The organism is Belliella aquatica (genome assembly GCF_014637795.1).
Lineage (GTDB): Bacteria > Bacteroidota > Bacteroidia > Cytophagales > Cyclobacteriaceae > Belliella > Belliella aquatica.
In genome coordinates this window covers 318,996-338,201 of sequence record NZ_BMFD01000002.1, presented here as the reverse complement: position 1 = coordinate 338,201, position 19,206 = coordinate 318,996, and the positions used below count along the sequence as shown (strand labels likewise).

Annotated in this window: 16 protein-coding genes; 6 read left to right on the top strand and 10 right to left on the bottom strand. The window is 37.6% G+C overall.

Going from position 1 to position 19,206, the window contains the following annotated elements; translation table 11 throughout:
• The first annotated feature begins 45 nt into the window (after positions 1–45).
• Together IEV57_RS04200 and IEV57_RS04195 are read left to right on the top strand one after the other, a co-directional pair.
• Positions 46–1,170 (top strand): glycosyltransferase, encoded by a 1,125-nt coding sequence (locus IEV57_RS04200; protein WP_188439985.1) that lies wholly within the window; start codon positions 46–48, stop codon positions 1,168–1,170.
• An 889-nt stretch (positions 1,171–2,059) separates the two neighbouring features.
• Entirely contained in the window at positions 2,060–3,307 is a 1,248-nt protein-coding gene (locus IEV57_RS04195) for a hypothetical protein (protein ID WP_229744219.1), read from the top strand.
• A gap of 255 nt (positions 3,308–3,562) precedes the next feature.
• Here the strand turns inward: IEV57_RS04195 and IEV57_RS04190 are convergent, their stop codons facing one another.
• From IEV57_RS04190 to IEV57_RS04170, 5 genes are all read right to left on the bottom strand, one after another.
• Complete coding sequence (locus IEV57_RS04190; protein WP_188439983.1) at positions 3,563–4,048, bottom strand: SdpI family protein; 486 nt, start codon at positions 4,046–4,048, stop codon at positions 3,563–3,565.
• 202 nt (positions 4,049–4,250) lie between these two features.
• Entirely contained in the window at positions 4,251–4,433 is a 183-nt protein-coding gene (locus IEV57_RS04185; protein ID WP_188439981.1) for a hypothetical protein, read from the bottom strand.
• 334 nt (positions 4,434–4,767) lie between these two features.
• Positions 4,768–5,448: an Abi family protein gene (locus tag IEV57_RS04180; RefSeq protein WP_188439979.1), complete on the bottom strand. Its 681-nt coding sequence runs from the start codon at positions 5,446–5,448 to the stop codon at positions 4,768–4,770.
• Between the two features lie 348 nt (positions 5,449–5,796).
• Positions 5,797–6,066 (bottom strand): helix-turn-helix transcriptional regulator, encoded by a 270-nt coding sequence (locus IEV57_RS04175; RefSeq protein WP_188439977.1) that lies wholly within the window; start codon positions 6,064–6,066, stop codon positions 5,797–5,799.
• A gap of 4 nt (positions 6,067–6,070) precedes the next feature.
• Positions 6,071–6,484: a helix-turn-helix domain-containing protein gene (locus IEV57_RS04170; RefSeq protein WP_188439974.1), complete on the bottom strand. Its 414-nt coding sequence runs from the start codon at positions 6,482–6,484 to the stop codon at positions 6,071–6,073.
• A 2,470-nt stretch (positions 6,485–8,954) separates the two neighbouring features.
• On the opposite strand from IEV57_RS04170, the gene IEV57_RS04160 reads away from it, so the two are divergent.
• The 3 genes from IEV57_RS04160 to IEV57_RS04150 are packed head-to-tail and all read left to right on the top strand — an operon-like array spanning position 8,955 to position 15,220.
• Entirely contained in the window at positions 8,955–10,613 is a 1,659-nt protein-coding gene (locus IEV57_RS04160) for a TlpA family protein disulfide reductase (protein WP_188439970.1), read from the top strand.
• A 10-nt stretch (positions 10,614–10,623) separates the two neighbouring features.
• The gene (locus tag IEV57_RS04155; RefSeq protein ID WP_188439968.1) at positions 10,624–13,821 is read left to right on the top strand and encodes a SusC/RagA family TonB-linked outer membrane protein; all 3,198 of its coding nucleotides are present in this window, start codon (positions 10,624–10,626) and stop codon (positions 13,819–13,821) included.
• A gap of 22 nt (positions 13,822–13,843) precedes the next feature.
• The gene (locus IEV57_RS04150) at positions 13,844–15,220 is read left to right on the top strand and encodes a RagB/SusD family nutrient uptake outer membrane protein (protein WP_188439966.1); all 1,377 of its coding nucleotides are present in this window, start codon (positions 13,844–13,846) and stop codon (positions 15,218–15,220) included.
• A gap of 36 nt (positions 15,221–15,256) precedes the next feature.
• On the opposite strand, the gene IEV57_RS04145 is transcribed toward IEV57_RS04150, so the two are convergent.
• Both IEV57_RS04145 and IEV57_RS04140 read right to left on the bottom strand, forming a co-directional pair.
• Positions 15,257–15,529 (bottom strand): hypothetical protein, encoded by a 273-nt coding sequence (locus IEV57_RS04145; RefSeq protein WP_188439964.1) that lies wholly within the window; start codon positions 15,527–15,529, stop codon positions 15,257–15,259.
• A 322-nt stretch (positions 15,530–15,851) separates the two neighbouring features.
• Positions 15,852–16,235: a MauE/DoxX family redox-associated membrane protein gene (locus IEV57_RS04140; RefSeq protein ID WP_188439962.1), complete on the bottom strand. Its 384-nt coding sequence runs from the start codon at positions 16,233–16,235 to the stop codon at positions 15,852–15,854.
• A gap of 237 nt (positions 16,236–16,472) precedes the next feature.
• Here IEV57_RS04140 and IEV57_RS04135 point away from each other — a divergent pair, with 237 nt between their 5' ends.
• Positions 16,473–16,757: a hypothetical protein gene (locus IEV57_RS04135; protein WP_188439960.1), complete on the top strand. Its 285-nt coding sequence runs from the start codon at positions 16,473–16,475 to the stop codon at positions 16,755–16,757.
• A 284-nt stretch (positions 16,758–17,041) separates the two neighbouring features.
• On the opposite strand, the gene IEV57_RS04130 is transcribed toward IEV57_RS04135, so the two are convergent.
• The 3 genes from IEV57_RS04130 to IEV57_RS04120 are packed head-to-tail and all read right to left on the bottom strand — an operon-like array spanning position 17,042 to position 18,218.
• Positions 17,042–17,428 carry a protein-export chaperone SecB gene (locus tag IEV57_RS04130; protein ID WP_188439958.1) on the bottom strand — a complete coding sequence of 129 codons (387 nt, stop codon included), beginning with the start codon at positions 17,426–17,428 and terminating at the stop codon, positions 17,042–17,044.
• A 2-nt stretch (positions 17,429–17,430) separates the two neighbouring features.
• Positions 17,431–17,658: a hypothetical protein gene (locus IEV57_RS04125; RefSeq protein ID WP_188439956.1), complete on the bottom strand. Its 228-nt coding sequence runs from the start codon at positions 17,656–17,658 to the stop codon at positions 17,431–17,433.
• Positions 17,659–17,660: 2 nt separating this feature from the next.
• Positions 17,661–18,218 carry a hypothetical protein gene (locus IEV57_RS04120; protein ID WP_188439954.1) on the bottom strand — a complete coding sequence of 186 codons (558 nt, stop codon included), beginning with the start codon at positions 18,216–18,218 and terminating at the stop codon, positions 17,661–17,663.
• Positions 18,219–19,206: the final 988 nt, after the last annotated feature.

The following is a 19,206-nucleotide window of genomic DNA, read 5'->3' as shown; positions in this document are numbered from 1 at the left end:
TTCTTGGTACATTGTACATCACACTTGGTACTTCGTACAATGACTATGATCCGCATCCTTCACTGCATAGAAACCATCGCAACAGGTGGTGTCGAACAAGTCAGACTAACACTAGTCAAAGGACTTGATAAGGAGAAATACGAACACAAAATAATCTGTACTTGGGAAGGTGGAGCAATAGCAGAGGAACTCAAAGGAGAAGGAGTAGAGCTTATTCCAATCGGAGGATTTGCACAACCTTTAGAATGGAGCAAACACAAAGAAGTCCTTAAAATCATTAAAACCTTCAAGCCTCATATCATCCATGGAGCAATCTATGAAGGGATGGCGATGGCAGCTGTAGGCGGTGTTTTAGGTAAGGTGCCTGTGGTCATTATGGAAGAAACTTCTCACCCCATCAGCCGATCCAAAAAAGCGATTTACCTACAAAGGCTTTTCGCTAAAGCAGCTGATAAAGTAATCGGCATAGCACCTTCTGTGGTTAAATATCTAAAGGATACAGTTAAGCTCCCAAAGTCTAAAGTCGTTCTAATAAATAACGGAGTAAACCTTCCAAGAAAAGTAAGTCTAGAAGAACAAAATCAACTTAAAACAACCCTTGGAATAAGTAGTGATGATATCATCATAGGATCAGCAGGCAGATTTTACAATGAAGTCAAGCGCTTTACAGATATCCTTGAAACTATAAAACTTGTTAATAACCCTAACCTTAAATTACTCTTACTAGGACAAGGACAAGATCAAGAATTAATCCTCAATAAAGCCAAGGAACTAAATCTTGAACAACAATTAATCATGCCAGGCTTTCAATCCGACACAGCTCCTTATTACCAAATCATGGATATTTTTTGCATTGCTTCTGCCCACGAAGGCTTTGGCTTAGTAGCCGCTGAAGCCATGTTACACAGTTTGCCCGTCATAGCCACCAGAGTAGGTGGTCTCCAAGATGTAGTCATTGACCAAGAAACAGGTTTCCAAGTTCCCGCTTTCAACCCAAGTGCCATCGCAGAAAAACTCCAAGTCCTCATCAATAACCCTCAACTCAGAATAGAAATGGGTAAAGCCGGTCACAAAAGAGCCACCCAACACTACACCGCTGACCGCTATTGCCAACAAGTAGAAAACCTCTACCTTTCCCTCCTAAAACAAAAAGGCATCCTTTCCATTTAATATTTTTTTATTCAAGATTCAGAATCAAACTCTTCTAATAAGCATCAAGAAATTCGACCCCTTCAGGGTCGCAAATACTAGAACAATTTTTTATTCATAAATCCCCGGGTTGCAACCCGGGGCTATTCAAGGTTGAAGCCCTTCAGGCTTCGTTTCCATCTGAGTTTTCTAGAATTTATTTCAATCATACTTTTCTTAAATTAACCGCATTAAACTTTTAATCATCCTCAATTAATCTTATGTCTGCCACACATGTGCTCCTAAAGGAATTACCAATTTTTCCTTCTATCCTAATCCACTTTTTTGCGCTCTTTGCACCATTGCGCCCCTAGCGAGTATACATCAAAGTAGTAGAGATGCCTGCCTCCCCAAAGGGATGGATTTCCTCCAACAAGGGATAATTTACATAATTTTTGGAATGCGTTCCTTCCTTTGACTAGAATCTTTAATTACCACCTCCATTCGTGCCAATCCCAGCGCTTCAGCGCCTTAATTAAAAATCCTAATAAGTCGAGTTTTTAAATATTAAATCCAAACGATCTTTCAGATCCCCTAAGTCTAAATTCGTATAATTCGCGAAATTGGTGGTCAACCTTTTTTAAACTTTCTCCTTTCTTGCCCGCCGTGGCGGGAACCTTTTTTCTCTATTAACCCCTTAACCTTTTAACCCTTTTCATTTCAGCGCTCTTTGCACCATTGCGCCCTTTGCGAGAACCCTTTTTTCTTCCTAACTTCCCCACCATAATTATCTTCAATAAATAAACCTTTAAAATTACTTAGGACACGTTTAACCCTAATTAAACCAACCCTACAATCTGGCCCGTCACTAAAATGATTCTATGGAATCATTTCTTAACGTTCCGTCCTCCTTTTCCCTTTCCCCTAAAAAATGCTCGACATCATCGTCATCATAGCAGTCATCATTGCCTTAGCCAATACAAACTCAAGTATGGCTAAGAGATTTGGTTTGTCTGTTAAGCTGACCATGCATTTAAATTACCTCCTCTTTTACCACCTATTCTTCAGTGTTTTTTTCACTTGGTATATCATGAATTTTGGTGGAGATTCCCAAGGTTACTGGAAGTTTGGTATGGAGCAGGTTATTATTAAAGGAGATAAAACTTGGTTCTCCTATTTTGGTGAGGGAACCACATTTATACTTTGGCTCTGCTACATTCCAAGCCAGATTATGGGTTTGAGCTACGTCACTGGAAATATTCTTTTTGGAGCACTGGGATTTATAGGGATTCGATACCTATATATTATGGTAGCAACACTTTTCCCTATGAATCATAAGGTCTTAAATATCCCTTTGTTCCCTACAGTTTTCTATTTCTTAAATCTACACTTTTGGTCAGCAGGAGTAGGGAAAGATACCATTGCATTTTGGGGTATAGCATGGTTTTTCTTCGCATTACAGAAGTATCAATCAAGATGGTGGCAAGCAGCTGTTGCCCTGTTTTTTGTCTATTTAACCAGGCCACATATGGGACAAGCACTTATTTCAGGTGCTGGGATAGCCATTCTTTTAGGTTCTGAAGTTAAAATGGGATATAAGATAGTTCTAACTTCATTCGCCTTTGGAATGGCTGTCTATTTATTGCCAAGTACCCTTGAAGCTTTAAAAATTGACGAATTATCAATTGAATCTTTGGAAACCATGTCAGGCTTGAGAAGTAGTGGTCTCAATAGTAGCAACGTAGGGTCAGGATTTAATTTGCAAAGTTACCCTTGGCCTTTCAAGCTCTTTACCTATATGTTTAGACCTTTATTTTTTGATGCTCACAATATTGTTGCCTTCTTTTCATCCTTTGAAAATGCACTCTATCTCTGGTTGAGTTTCTTTATTTACAGAAACTGGACAGCAGAAGCGATTCGGGATATGCCTTTATTCATCAAAGCAGGAATGATTACGTTCATTCCCGTTACCATAGCATTTATGGGTGCATTAAGTAATTTGGGAATTATCATGCGAATGAAAAACATGACTATGATATATTTCTTGCTGTTCTGTTTCTTCCTTATCGCCTACAACAAAAAACTCCGCTACCAACGCGCCCAAGAAAAAATCCGCTACTACCAACAAAGAGAAGAAATCATAGCCAAAAAAGCCGCTGCTTCGGAAAGGGTAGAGTGATTTAGAAATATATTATAAGTATTAAGCAAGGTGTGGATTTATCTACACCTTTTTTGTTTCTATTTTATCTTTTCGATTCGTAATTGAAAGTTCGACATTCATAATTTTTTCCCTTTGCTTTTCCCCTTTTTCCTTTCACCTATTTCTCCTTTCAATTTCCTCTTTCATCCTTTCAAATCCAATCTCCTAATTTTAGATTGAATCTATACTTTTATTATCCTTCTAAATTTTAGTCATGATTCTACATTTAGTCCCCTAATAAAAATCTTCTTTTTTAAATGGCTTATTTCCATCATCAATAGAATCGGCTTTGGTTTTATAATCCAAGATGGCTTGATCGAGCGTATGAAGGAATTCTATACGATTCTTCTTTTCAATCGCAAAAGGTGGTATTTTAATTACACCACTACCAGTAGTATAGATTGTTAATTTGTAGTTATTAATAAAGAAGAAAACTATAATTAATACTACTCCAGTAATGAATAAAATGGGTTTAAAAAACTCATCTTCTAAAGGGATAATTAGACCAAGTATCATCAAAATAACTCCACCTATTATAAATTGAAAGAACCTTTGATACTTTGATTGTACTAGACTTATTTGATCGAGAAACACACTTTGAATTTGATAACCCCCAGAGGAAATGTCTTTGTAAAGTAATCTGTAATTAGTTAACTTAACTTTCTTACTACAATAGAATCCTATCAATTTTTCTCCTTTTAATAAACTTTCATCTGACATTGTTTTGAATTTTGAAATTGTAATTGATCCATCTTATAAGAATTTGAATTATTTCTTTTTTGCTAATCCTATATCATTGAATAGCCTAAATATAAGTACTTATGAATAATCAAAAAATCCCCTATACTTGGTATTTTTCATTACAATATTCAAAAATGATTATTTTATACTACCGGAAATGACAGAGATCTTGAAATCCGGTTTAATTTTCATACCTCCCATAATCGTCAGACGGTTCAACCTCGTCCCAACCTCTCCATAATGCCACTAAAAACACCTTTTTAACGATTTTACACTTAACCATAAACCTTTTAACCATTATAAACCTTAACCTTTTTTTTCCTTTTGCCTTCATCCTTTCAAACCCTTTCACTCCTTCCTCCAATTCGTACAATTTGATGCGCTATGGCGCATAAATGAAGGATATTTAAAAGCTATTTGAGCCCGACGAAATTTTAATCCCATCGAATTCGATGGGATTAAAATTGGGTTTATTTGACCAAAATTTCATTTCTGTCATGTTTACAGCATTGGAGGAACTCAATCAAATTCTTAAATCCTTGCATTAAGATTCCGAGCAAGTATGTCAGTCCTACCTACTTTCTGTAGGTAAACCTATGACATTGGATTTAAAGTCTGGAGACTTTGAGAGGCAGTTTGAAAACTGCGATAGGTTTGAGTCCAAGTTAGGAGACTTGAACCAGTGGGGTTGTCTTGCTTTATAAATTATCAATTTCGTTGCAAACTGTATTAATGTGGTCTAAACCATAAAGTAAAGCTGCTTCATCAATTTGCATCCATTGAAAAAGTTGTAAAATTAAATTATAGTGTTGTCTTGCATACTTAGTGTCTTTTATTGGGGTTCCAGGTAAAAAGCAGATAGGTTCGTGGTGTGCCATTCTGTTTCTAATGCCGTTCAATTGAGCCAACTGATTGAAAATATAGATGTTGTTATATTGTATGGCTGGTGTTGATGTTGGCTTAGAGGGAAATACTCGTAACAATATTCGTCCAGTGGCATTAAACTGATTTTGGGCAAACATAAAACGCCAAAAACCAAATCCCAATTCTGCTACTAACTTAAAATGATTATAAGTATGTAATTTACTTATCGCATCATTAATATTATCTCTTGTTAAACGGCACTTTGAAGTATCAAATACGCCGCCTACTGAAGCTGCATCTCTCAGCCAGTTATTACCAAAGGCAGGAGTTATAGTTCTATCTATAGAGTTTCTTAAGGCCACTTCGAAACAACTAATTACTGTAAAAAGCTCTTGAGTGAGTTGTAAATTCTTTCTATAAAGTGTCATTGCCTTACGAGTATTACCACTACACGCTAATAAATAGCGATTCATTCGGGCGTTAGTCATTACTTTAGCAAAGTCGCTATATTTCATTATTTTATTGATTTTTTTGCATTTTCAAAATTTCGATTTACCTTTGTATCATCTTATTCCCATTAGTCCCTGAAGCTCTTCAAACTAGTGGGTTTCGTTTTTTAAAACAAAAGAAGCAAATTTTTGAGTATTTTTTGATTCTAACAGTCATCCACCACTCTAACTAATCCAAACAGATCACCTCAATTTAACTAATTCCTAGTCATGCTTGACTAACCAAACTTACCCATTCCCCTCCAATCAAAAAATACCAACTACAGGGTATTTTAATCATAAAAGCCTCAAATAAATGAGGCTTTTAAATTAATTGTGATCAAACACAACTTTTTAAGTTATGATTTAATAAGGTTAATCATTTTTATAAGTCCCAATAAAACCACTATTACTGTTACTTTTCTCTCCAATATTATTGTGGTTTACGAGTGAACTTTCCGTAAAAAAAATCTCAGCAGGGATTTCAAAAAAATCACCAAGCTTGACTGCATTTTGAATAGTCATTTTCATTTTACCATCAATTATACCTTTTACTTCTTCTAAGAAAATATCAGAACCTTTAGAAATTTCTTCGGCTGTTAATTTTCTGTCTGCCATTAAGGTCTTTACAACAATATTACTCATATTTCTATTTTGAAGTTTTAAATGAATTTAAATCTGATTTTAAGGTTTCAATTAACTCTTTGAGGAGATTAATTTGGTGATCCTTTTCTTTAATAATTTGATCTTTTTCTGAAATTAATCTTTCATAAAGAGATTCTTTGCTATTCTCAGTTATGTAGTTGTGAATGTAACCACTATTGCTATTACTTTTTGTACCAGTATTGTAATTAATAATTGGTAACTCATCAGCCAAAAAATAATCAGGCTTTACATGATAGAATTCTGCTAATTGTTGAATTCTTTCTAGTGTGAGCTTAGTTTTTCCAGACTCTAAATTGGAATATGTTTTTTGATTAATGTCTAGCACATTAGCTACATACTCCTGAGAATAATCTCTGGATTCTCTGAGAATCCGCATGATTTTTTGTGCTTTGACCATCTTAGTATTATTTTGACTTAACTAGAATTCTATCCACTCAAATAGAAATTTTTCTACCCTACTCATTCATTCTTTTTTACAAAATTTGTGATATAAGGTTCTTAGTTCAAGATACTAAGTATTTCCTTTAATCTAAAGCATATTCAGAAAAATAATGCACTTGTAATATGAATGGACTATTAATAAATATTCAAATTCAATCGACAAACACTGTTTGTGAAGCAGAGAATTTGGATAGGAAGCTCCTTTCTAGAATGGTTTCTCTACAAGAAATCCAGCGCAATATCATCAAGTCTCCAGTTTGAAATGCTTACCGATGAATAGCTGCAGCATATAGGGTCTTTATTGAGGTCCTTGAAGTTTCGCCGCCTCTTCATCATCTTTTTCCCAAGAGCCATCTACTCAGATACGCTTTTCCATAACACATACGTCATGGATGCGCTCGCCAATCTTCCTATCACCTCGCTCCTGCAGAAGCCCCGATAGGCAAGACCCCAAAATCAATCTTCTTAACCCAAGTCTAACAGAGGATATTCCCCCTGAATGGAATTGTCTTGTCTATGATTTAAGAAGCCAAAGTGGTTTGTACTATGTACCAAGTACAAAGTACCAAGATGCGGCTTCTCTTTAAATCTAGATGCTGGATCTCCAAATCTATTCAGTTTCCCTCTAGACTTCAAATATTATTTGTATGAAAGCACAAAAAACATACTCCCTGGCATCGCCATGCCTTCCCGTCAATCCGACTACTCTGTCATTTCGACTTCCACGTCATTTCGAATTTACCTCCCAAAGAGGCTTGCCTACAAGGGAGGGGTACCTCCTAAAAGGGGAGGCGATAGGGAGGCCCGTCCCGCTCCCGATTCCTATCGGGGTGCGGGAAAATCTCATCTCGACATAAGCAGGAGAGGAGTTCTAAAGAAGCTAGGCTCTAGTAACCAAAACGAGATATCTCTCCCGAAAGCTTTCGGGATCGATATGACGAGCCACAAGACACCATCTCAACCACTAACCCTAACTCAATTAACCATTAAACCAAATAACCTATTCAGACCCAACCTTAAAACATTTCAACTTTCAAACCTTCTAACTATCAACCCAATCTTTCATCCCGATAGCCCCGATAACTATCGGGGGGACCAACCTTCCAATCTATAAGCAACCTTATAACCTTCCAACTTTCCAACCTTCTAACCCCTAATAACTCAATTCAACTAATAACCAATTAACCAAAAAAAAGAAAAGTTGCCTCACCCCAATACCCCCAGCCAGTGGAAACTATGTCTAACCTAAAAACAAGTGATGCTAAACTGGTTTGCAGCGAACACATTGCTGCCCACCGCGCTGGGGTTTTCTTCAGAAACAAAGCCTGTCCCGCTTCCGATTCCTATCGGGGTGCGGGAATGCAAGAGAGTAAAATGTACAAAGTACGAAGTACGATCCGCCACAGCGGACAAGTTGTACCAAGACCTTTACTCAATTAACCAATTAACCAGTTAACCATTTATCGAGACATCTCCCTTCGCTCGATGTGACGACTCAAATACGACATCTTAACCACAAACCAAACCTTTAACCTTTTCCCTTTCACCTTTAACCTCAACTTACCACTAATCCAACCTTAAAACATTTCAACTTTAAAACCTTCCAACCTCAATCAACCACCAACCCAATCTTTCAATCTTTCAATTTTCAAATCTTCCAATCCCTAATAACTCAATTAACCAATTAACCAAATAACTAAAACCATGAAACCAACCCGCCCCCCAAATCTTAAATCTACCCTCTAAAATCTACCCTCATAAAGGGCCTCCCCGTCCATCTTTCCTCATAAGTAAACAAATAGCAGCTCGGAAACACACAAGGTGACGACACTATTGGACGGCGGAGTGGGGGAGCCTAACCGTAACTCCCCAGGCCGGCAAACACGATTCCACTCACAACCCGCCGGCCTCCCTTTCTTCTTGAGAGGAAAGAGATAAGAAGCGAGAAGCAAGACAGTTTGATGTAACGACCTCAAGACGACATTTCAACTTCTTCGTCATTTCGATCCTGCCTCACTTTAGGGAGGCGGTAAGGAGGCCTGTCCCGCTCCCGATTCCTTTCGGGGTGCGGGAATATCTCCCTTCGCTCGATGTGACGACTAAAAGACGAAATCTCAACCACTGACCAAACCTTTCACCTTTCACCTTTACCCTTTTACCTCATCTTTCAACCACTAACCCAACTCAATTAACCAGTTAACCACTTGTCCGCCGTGGCGGAAATAACCCTCTAAACCCAACCTTTCACCTTTCACCTTTTACCTCAATTAACCCATTCTACTGATAACCTAATCAACTAAAAAATGCAACCCGACAAACCCCCAGAACCAGAAACCAATCCACCTCCTCTAATCAATATCCTGATCATTGTAGATGAAAAACCCAAACCAATCACTAAATCAACCAGTAACTAATACACAGTCCCTATGATGAAGAAACTAATTTTAAATAGAACAACAATAACAAAGGAGCTCCTTGAAAAGAATCCATCTCATTCCTCCAACGGTATCTGGGCTCTAAGTAGCATCAAACTTAATACATGGAATCCCAAATTTTTGATGCTGATATTTGTATTCAGCACCTTGACAATTACAGTTGAAGCACAGCTAGCCGAATCTAACCAGACTAAGAGCGTACTGATCCACGGAGAAATTCTTACCAGATCGCCCTTTGATACATTAAGCCTAAGTATTTATGAGGACTTTTTGGGTAAAATGGTGAAACTCCCAAACCCAACCATTCTGGAGATCCATGCGCAGGGAGGGGATGGTTTTTACGGACTTCCAGGACAAGTAGCTTTTACGACAACAACCCAGCCTCTAAAAGGTCCTGCTTTTGCCACTTTAACATCCAAGGAACATGGAGTGATTTTTTCCGATTTCTTGATTAGTCCAGGAGATACGGTAGGGGTATTCCTGGATAGGTTCAAAAATAGACTGGTGTTCACAGGACCATCAGCATCAAAATATAAAATCCAGAAAGAGCTCGATGATGCCTTGATGGAAGAGTCTGCCACACTACCGGCATACTTCCCGGTGGATGATGTGTCACAGTTTCTTGAAAGCGGCAAAGATGCCAAAACCCCAAGCTATGGCATAAGAAGCTTTGTTCCTTATGCCAAGACAGACCGCCTGGACTATTTTATAAATCGCTTGGAAAACAGGGTAGATGATCATCATGGATTTGATGTGATCGCCAAATACCAAGGAATCTTAGACACAGATTTCTTAAAACTACTGGAACTTAATTTTCTTGGAAAACTCCTCTTCTCAAAAGTATTTAGCTTCAATGTTACCCCAAAAGATGACAGAGAGGCTTGGTCAGAGGCATATCTAAAGCATACCAAGGAATTTCCTGAGGTTATTTTTGACCCTAAACTATTAATGTATGCGCCATTCTACTCCGATTACCTACTAGAAAAGTATGTCGCTGATGGATATGCTTCGAAAACTAGAGCCCTTGACGAAGTACTTGCCATAGAAAATGAACCCTTTAGAGATAGGATGCTATCCAAATTTATCATCAGATTCTATCCCGTCATTTCCAAAAAAGACCTATACCTCGATACTGCATTTGCTGTGATGAAAGACAGTACCTCCATAAATATGCTCAGCAAGTTTGTAGCAGGAAAGAAAAAGGGTACTGAAGTTCCTGATTTCAAATTGATAAATGATAAAAATGAAGAAGTAGGACTCCATGAATTTAAAGGAAAGGCGGTATTTATGGATTTTTGGTTCACCGGATGCCAGGCATGTGTGCTTTTTAATCAAAATGTAATGCATCGGGTCGAAGAACACTTTTCAGACAATGATAATATCCAATTCCTTACAGTCTCCATAGATACGGATTATTCCAAATGGCAAAAAAGCCTCCAATCTGGGAGATACACTACTTCACATTCATACAACTTATACACGGGAGGACAGGGGAAAGAGCACCCTCTACTGAAATACTTTTCAATTCATGGATTTCCCAGTCAAGTTCTACTGGATAAGGAAGGGAAGATTCTAGAAACCTCAGGCCTCAACAAAAGTGCCGATGAACTAATAAAAATTATCGAAGAATCAATCAACCAAAAACCATAAACATATAAATATGAAAAGACTACTCTACTTAATTGTATTACTGTTCACAGTGGGACTGTCCCACGCAAGACAATCGGATCATTTGGTCAGTGGAAAGGTGACGCTCCGCCCTACCAAAGAAGCAGCCATAGGAGCATCAATAGTTGCAAAAGGTACATCAATTGGATCAATAACAGATCTGGATGGGGAGTTCTCCCTGAGACTTTCGGAAGGGAAACATATCCTAATCGTTTCTTACATAGGATACCAAACACAAGAGTTTGAAATGAATATTCCAACCGATGCAGCATCAAATTTACATTTCGAACTATTTGAAGATGCATTGGGACTTTCTGAAGTAGAAGTATTTTCCACAGGATATCAGGAAATTCCCAAAGAACGAGCAACAGGCTCCTTTGTTCAGGTTGATAATAAGCTAGTCAACAGAAGGATAAGTACAAATATCCTAGATAGACTGGAAGATATCACACCGGGTTTGATATTTAATAGGGATATGTCAGGAACACAAAATGACTTTACCATAAGAGGAACATCTACTTTATTCTCTGATGCCCGTCCACTTATCATCATAGACAATTTCCCTCATGATGGTCCATTGGAAAACATTAACCCCAATGATGTAGAATCCATCACAGTACTGAGGGATGCAGCAGCAGCCTCTATTTGGGGTGCCAAAGCTGGGAATGGGGTTGTTGTGATTACAACCAAAAAAGGGAAAAAGGGAATGCCAATCAAAGTCTCAATAAATGCAAATACTACAGTAGTCCAACCAAGGGATCTATTTTATGAGGACTTTATGTCTGTAGATGCATTTATTGATGCAGAAAAAATGCTTTTTAATCGGGGTCAATTTGCTGATAGGGAAGGGAATATGGGTAATTTGACATTATCACCTGTGGTGGAAACACTGATCAAACAGCGAGATGGGCTTATAAGTGCTCAACAAGCAGAAAACATCATTGATGGATACAGAAATACTGACTTAAGACGTGATCTTCAAAGGTTTTTCTATAGACCTGAAGTGCGTCAGCAATATTCTCTTGGTGTAAGTGGAGGTTCAGAATTTCACAATTACAGCATTTCTGCGGGTTTTGATGGTATCAAGCAGGAAATCATCTCAAATGCAAACAACAGAGTAACGCTCAATGCACAGAATAATTTTACGCTGGCAAATAACAGATTAAAGATCAATTCAGGAATATATCTTACACAGGGGAGAAGAATCTCTGAAACAGCTGTTCCATCTTCCAACTACCTCTATGAACCTCTTAGAGACCCAAACGGTAATAACTTGCCTATCATTCGCGGGGTAAGCAGAAGGTTTGCTGAAAATGCCCAAGAAAATGGATTCCTAAATTGGGATTATGTACCACTAGATGAAATTGGTGCAACACAGGATAGTTTCAGACAAAATGATTTTAGAATCAATACCGGAATCTCATATACTATTTTGCCTGGCTTGGAAGCTGAGGTAATGCATCAATATTGGTCAAACAGCTCAGGAACTGAGCAATTAAGAAAATCAGAAAGCTTTTTCGCTCGTGATATCATCAATGATTACACAACTTTTGCTTCCAATGGTAATCCTATACGGAATATTCCTAACGGAGGAGTAAGGGATTATACAGATGTATTTTCACAAAGCCACCAATTTAGAGCCCAATTGAAATATAATGGCAAAATTGGAGATAAGGGTTATATAAGTGGGCTTGCCGGTGCAGAAGCAAAGAATTTGACCACAAGAGGTAATTCTAACCGTTGGTATGGCTATGATTCGGAGACAGGTGCGAGCCTTCCTGTTGATTACACTACCTTCTTTCGAAATTCATCAAATAATGCTTTCAACAACATCCCAAGAGTTCAAAATGTAAGTGGAACAGTTACCAGATTTGTTTCAGGCTACGCAAACTTGAGCTATACACATGACAACAAATATGTCTTGAGCTTGAGCGCCAGACAGGATGGATCCAATATATTTGGAGTCAATGCAAATCAACGCCTGGTGCCTCTATGGTCAACAGGCCTAAACTGGAACCTCAGTGAAGAAAGTTTCTACAAATGGGATGCAGTTCCATTTGTTAGATTACGAAGTACTTATGGATTTAATGGAAATGTCAATTCTTCTCTAAGTGCTTTTCCAACAGCATTTATAAGACAAGCTTCGACCATAGGAAATCTTCCTTATTTGGCTTTAAATAATCCTGGTAATCCGGATTTAAGATGGGAAAGGATCGGTATTTTAAATTTGGCATTGGATTTTGAGACCAAAGGCGGGAGACTTTCTGGAAACATAGAATATTACAGTAAAAATGGCATAGACCTTATTGGAACGATACCTTTTCCAAGTAATTCAGGTATCACCACCTTTACTGGAAATTTTTCAAGCATGGTAACCAGAGGATGGGATCTAAACCTTAACTCAAAAAACCTAAGACAGGACAGAAATTTTAAATGGAATACCAACTTTTTCCTATCGGTAAACAAAGAGGAAGTGACAGACTTTGAAGGCCTTTTAAATGCAACTTCCTATTTTGACTACGGAACAGGAGGTTCAGGTGTAGGCCCAAGACCTAGAGTTGGATATCCGCTCCATGCAGTTTATACCATTCCATACGCTGGACTAGACCCTGACACAGGTAATCCAAGAGGCTTTTTGGATGGAGAACCAAGCACTAACGCGGGTGCAGTAATCAGCAGTATGGAAATAGATGATTTGATATTTGAAGGCTATGGAAGACCAACCGTTTTTGGCGCACTCCGAAATGACTTTGCATGGAAAAACTTTTCTGTATCAGCAAATATCAGCTATAGAATGGGCTATGTCTTTAGAAGACCCACTTTGAGCTATTTTAGCTTGTTAAATGGCTGGATCACTCATTCAGATTACGAAAGAAGATGGCAGAATCCCGGTGATGAAGTCATCACCGATGTACCAAGCTTGCCTTCAAGCTATGACAACAATAGCGCAACTCTCTACAATAATTCAGAAGTTTTGATTGAAAGGGGAGATCATATTAGACTTCAGGATATCCGCATGTCTTACACACTCCAATCACCTTCCAAATTGAAGATCGATAGATTGGAAGTGTTTCTCTACCTCAACAATCTGGGAGTCTTATGGAAGGCAACAGATTTGCCTTTAGATCCTGATTTTAGAACAGTAAGACCCATGAGATCAATGACCTTCGGTGTCAATTTAAATTTATAGCCCACTATTTAACTTAAAAACAATGAAACTAACGATAAATAAATATGTGATAGCATTTTCCCTATTATTTAGCCTGGGAGCATGTGCGGAATTTTTGGACGAGAAACCGGATATCTCTCTTGTGGTACCCACTTCCCTTGATGATTTACAAGGGCTTCTGGATGATTCAGTTTTAAGAAGAATGAATACGGGTTCTGGTGCAATTGTAATAAGTGCAGACGATATCATACTTTCAGATGTAGGTTTTGCCGCCAGAACACTTATGGAAAGACAAGTTTATACTTGGGATAAGGACTTACTGCAAGGGACACCTAATTTTCCAGACTGGAGCATCTCTTACCAACAAATATTCAATGCTAATCTAGTTTTAAACGGTCTGGAGAATTTCGAAATAAATTCAGCAGAAGAAGGATTGAAAAAGCAAAGAATAAAAGGACGTGCACTATTTTACAGAGCCATGGCATACCACAACTTAATGGAGCTTTTCTGCCTGCCATACAATCCTTCCACAGCTCCACAAAACCTTGGACTACCGCTGAGAAAAAGTAATAATATCAATCTTCAAGTTACCAGATCTAATTTGGAAGAAACCTTTCAATTTATTTTAAAAGATCTTAACGAATCAGTAGAGCTTCTTCCTGATGCTATTGATGTAGTGACCAGACCTTCAAAAGTATCTGCATTCGCCTTATTGACTCGACTGAGTATGATTGAGGGGGATTTCGAAATGGCTTCTGAGTATGCCAGAACTGCCATTTCTCTAGGGAATGAACTCAAAGATTACAATACAGTAAATGCGGCACCAATCATTCCTTTTCCTTTTACTTCAAATCAAGAACTGATATTCCACCAGTCTGCAAGCTTTTATGGAACTATTGGGTTTTCACCTGAAACAATGGTAAATCCAGTTATTTTGGAAATGTATGAAGAAGGGGATTTAAGAAGAAATATTTTCTTTAGGCAAACACCCTCAGGAATTAGTTTTAAGGGCAACTATTCTGGGCAGATAACTTGGTTTACCGGTTTAGCGATGGATGAAGTTTATTTGAATTTAGCGGAAAGTCTTGCAAGGACTGGAAGAGGACAAGAAGCATTGGACTATATGAACATACTGCTTGAAAAACGCTTCAATCCTAATTTCTTTAATCAGATCGAAAATACAGACGAAGAAGAAATACTTCAATTTGTTCTCAATGAAAGAAGAAAAACGCTCTTATTCAGACCAGTAAGGTGGATGGATTTGAGAAGGTTTAATCAAAGTGCTGCCTCAGCAATTGTTTTATCAAGACAAGTGGGAGGGGAAGTTTTCACCCTTTCTCCAAACAGTCTTAATTTCGCTTTACCTATTCCGGAAAATGATATTGAGCTTGGTGGATTGATTCAGAATAAGAGAGAATAAAAAATAGAGGGGGTTAAAAGACCCCCTCATATTTAATTAATCCTCCATAGGACTTAAGGTCACTGGTATAAACTGACCATTTTCTACTATGGAAGCACCTTGGTTTGGAGCTGATCTTGTACATACTTCTTCAATAAGAAGATCACATTGATAATCTACTCCTTCCGTTGCATTGGTAGCATCGTACCATTCATTTCCGAAGAAACCATATTTGGCCTGCAATGGATCTGTTGGCTGAGTAAATGCAAAAGCAAACACTGCAACTATTACAAAAACCAATACAGGCACATACTTCATTAATTTATTCATTTTGCACTCCTTTTTTTAACATTCAAAAAAGGCAGCAAAAACCGTTTAATTTAATTGCCTACACTATTATGGGTTATCGGCATCCCCTCTTTCACCTGCCTGAGTTTGGTGCTGATTCCACCTAGATCACCAACTCATGGAATCGGGCAGTATTTTTATAAATTATACTATCAATTCAATATTTATCTTAGTTTATAATATAACCCTAACCCTTTTACCTCCTTGATCCTTGTACCTGTCAAATGGGAATCCCCATAAATTCACCTTTTATATTCCTCCTTAATTATTATACTTTTCCCCTCAAGTATCAAGTTAAACTTTCTCATTTCCTCGTCACTACAGACAGAATCGACATCCCAAGCAATATCAAATTAACAATGAGGTGGGCTCCCCACCCCATACTTTCAAATATTCCAGCACAACCACAAGGTACCCTATCAAATGCTTCGCTCCATACTAGACCAACATAAGTACTGAAGACACAAAGCATACAAATCGATGCGATCAACCCTAAGAATCTTGTTTTTCCAAAAACTAACATTCCTGCAATAATCAATTCACTAATTGGTACTATAAAGGCAACATATTCTCCGATTTCATTAGAAAAGGATTGATTTAGAATTGCTCCTTTAAATCCGTGAAAGTCTACTAATTTACTTATCCCTGTATATACCCAAAGTGTAATAAGCACTATCAATACAAGCATCTCTAAATTTTTATACTTTTTATATTTATTACTAATTATCATCATTACTTAAATAGCTCTAAATTGAAATGTAAATATCATTCGTACCTCCGCTCCTTTGCGTGTAGTTAAATACAAAAGCACTAATTTCAAATTTGAATATTTTTGGTTTTACTGGTCATTTATCAGATATTCAATTACTTACTGAATAAATCTAAAATCAAAACTTACTACAAGCAATAAATTTTGGCAGTAAAAATGGAATTCAAGAATCTTCCTGCCATCTGGCATACTTTTAAGGTGAATACCACCATGGTTCAAGTCTTCAGACCTTGGTTCAAGTCTTCACATTTACCTCCCTTTTCGGGAGGCTTGGACCTCACCCATTCAAGTCTTCAGACTTGCCTCCCATGTGGAGGCTTGGACTACGATGGTTCACGTTTTCAGACTTGCCTCCTATCCAACTACGATGGTTCAAGTCTTCACATTTACCTCCCTTTTCGGGAGGCTTGGACCCTATCCATTCAAGTCTTCAGACTTTAAATCCAATGCCGTAGGTTTACCTGCCGAAGGTAGGCTTGTCTACCGAAGGAAGGCATGATCGACATACTTACCCAGTATTACAATACAAGGATCAAAAAAAAATCCCCCACCTAATTAGGGCAGGGGATCAGCCAGTTGTTGGTTTGAACGATTAAACCACTTGCTACTAAGACATAATGGTAGACTGTTCAGAATAAATAATTCTATTGCTTTAAGTAGTTAGTAGTTTGTTTGAATGGAAAGGTGTAGAGTTTCCTCTGTCCAAAGCTAAAGGTTACTTGAAATCATTCCCCATTAGCTGAATTATTAATTTCAGTAAAGTTTATTGATGGTAATATAACAGGATTTACACCAGCTTGTAACGTGAAATTAGATATAAAAGCTCTTAAAAAAGGAAAAGCAATCGCAGGAGCATTAACTTTTGGGAAGTGCGAAAGTTTGAACTCATCTGTTATTTTTTTATCTACCTCAAAACGAAAAGTACATTCAACATTTAAATCAAAATTTAAATCATTGACTTTGATCTTGAACCCCACCAAAAATATACTTTCGCTTTCTTCAGGAAAAGAGTGCCATGTACTTAAGTCAAAAACATTATCTTTCCTTCCTTCTTCAGTAATTATATCATAATTAAGATGTTCAATTTTCCAATCTAATAGTTGAATTTTCATGTTTACGCTGCCTGAGGCATTGGATCGGTGGGTGAATTGGTGTCGATAGAATATTCAGTATTTTTTTGATACAAATTTACATTGACATGAGTGAATGATTTATCTTTCACCTCTAAAGATAAATCTTCTTGGAAACCATATTTGATAGATGAAACTTTATAAAGGTGCTCGACAGTAACTTGTTCAAAGTAGCTATCTATTTTTCGCTTTAATTCTTCAGTTAATTTCATGGCTAAATGTCTCCTTCTTTTACTATTGTAGAACTTGTAATGTTCTTGTTTGGTTCATAAACCGAACAAATCGTACAATTTGCTGTTCTAAGATTTATTCCTCTTTTTCGTTGTTCCGCGAATTTAATATAATAATTTCCTTTCACAACATCAATATCTAATAATCCTTCTCCTCTAGCAAAATCAATTATATATCCATCTTTATAATCAAAAAAGCGACCCATATTTTGAATTTTATTTTTATGTGCCTCAATTATATAATTCAAAATGTTAACACCATCTTCAATTGTTAAATCTAATAAATGTTCTTCCTCTACCTTAATTTCTGATTTAATTACGGCAAACCTATTATATATATTTATTCTGTTTGAATTGTCCCAAGCTTCGGCGATTGCCCATTCGAGAGCTTGATCGCTAGGTATTGAACTAATTCCTTTAATAAAAAAGTAAGTGCCTTTGCCAATCCATTCATTTTCACCTTCAGAGTTTTTAAACCCTTCTTTAATTATACCTACAGCTGACTCAGCACTAGTTCCATGATAGCCTACAATATTTAACATTTTGACAATCTATAAAAAATAGATTCGCATCAAATAATTTTTTACCTACCTACAAGGCACTTGTATAAGTTGATAGAACTATCGAAGATATCTACATTTATTTTGATCAGTGCTAAGTCCTAATCACTCGGTTAAAGACTTATTATCTCCACCTTAACAAAGCGCAGTTTTCTAACTGCCCCTCAGAGTCTCCAGACTTTAAATCCAAATACCATAGGTATGACCGATATACTAACCCAGCAATTCATTGCTGGGACAAAAGCAAAATCTCATCTCCTTTAGTGCCGTAGGTACGACCGATATTGGGTCTCGATTGAAACTCGGTGGTGAATGCCTATTATTTATTAATAAACCTTTCAATTTCACTCATACTGTCTGATGCGGGTGGGACGACGGAGATCCGGGCCGGCGCTGGCCTTGAGCGCGGATAGAGCCTGTCCCGATCTTAATATCGGGAATATCTCCGTCTTGACCCGTAGCCCCGATAGCTATCGGGGGGATTGTTACTTTTTGCGTCAAGGCAAAAAGTAAAAGAAAACAATATATTCATCTCAAAACACTTTCTCTTACTACTCAAAATCTCCCTTCTCCCTTCTAAATTCATCAAAACCCTATCTTCCCAAGATAAAACTCTTTTTTCTAATAATTCTCAACGCTGGGTCTCCCGGTCAAGTGTGCGCACTTTTTAATCAAGTCTTCAGACTTGCCTCCCTTGTGGAGGCTTTGACCCTATCCAACTACGATGGTTCAAGTCTTCAGAACCTGCCTCCCTTGTGGAGGCTTGGACCCTATCCATTCAAGTCTCCAGACTTTAAATCCAAATACCATAGGTATGACCGACATACTAACCCAGCAATTCATTGCTGGGACAAAAGCAAAATCTCATCTCCTCTAGTGCCGTAGGTACGACCGATATTGGGTCTCGATTGAAACTCAGTGGTGAATGCCTGTTATTTATTAATAAACCTTTCAATTTCACTCATACTGC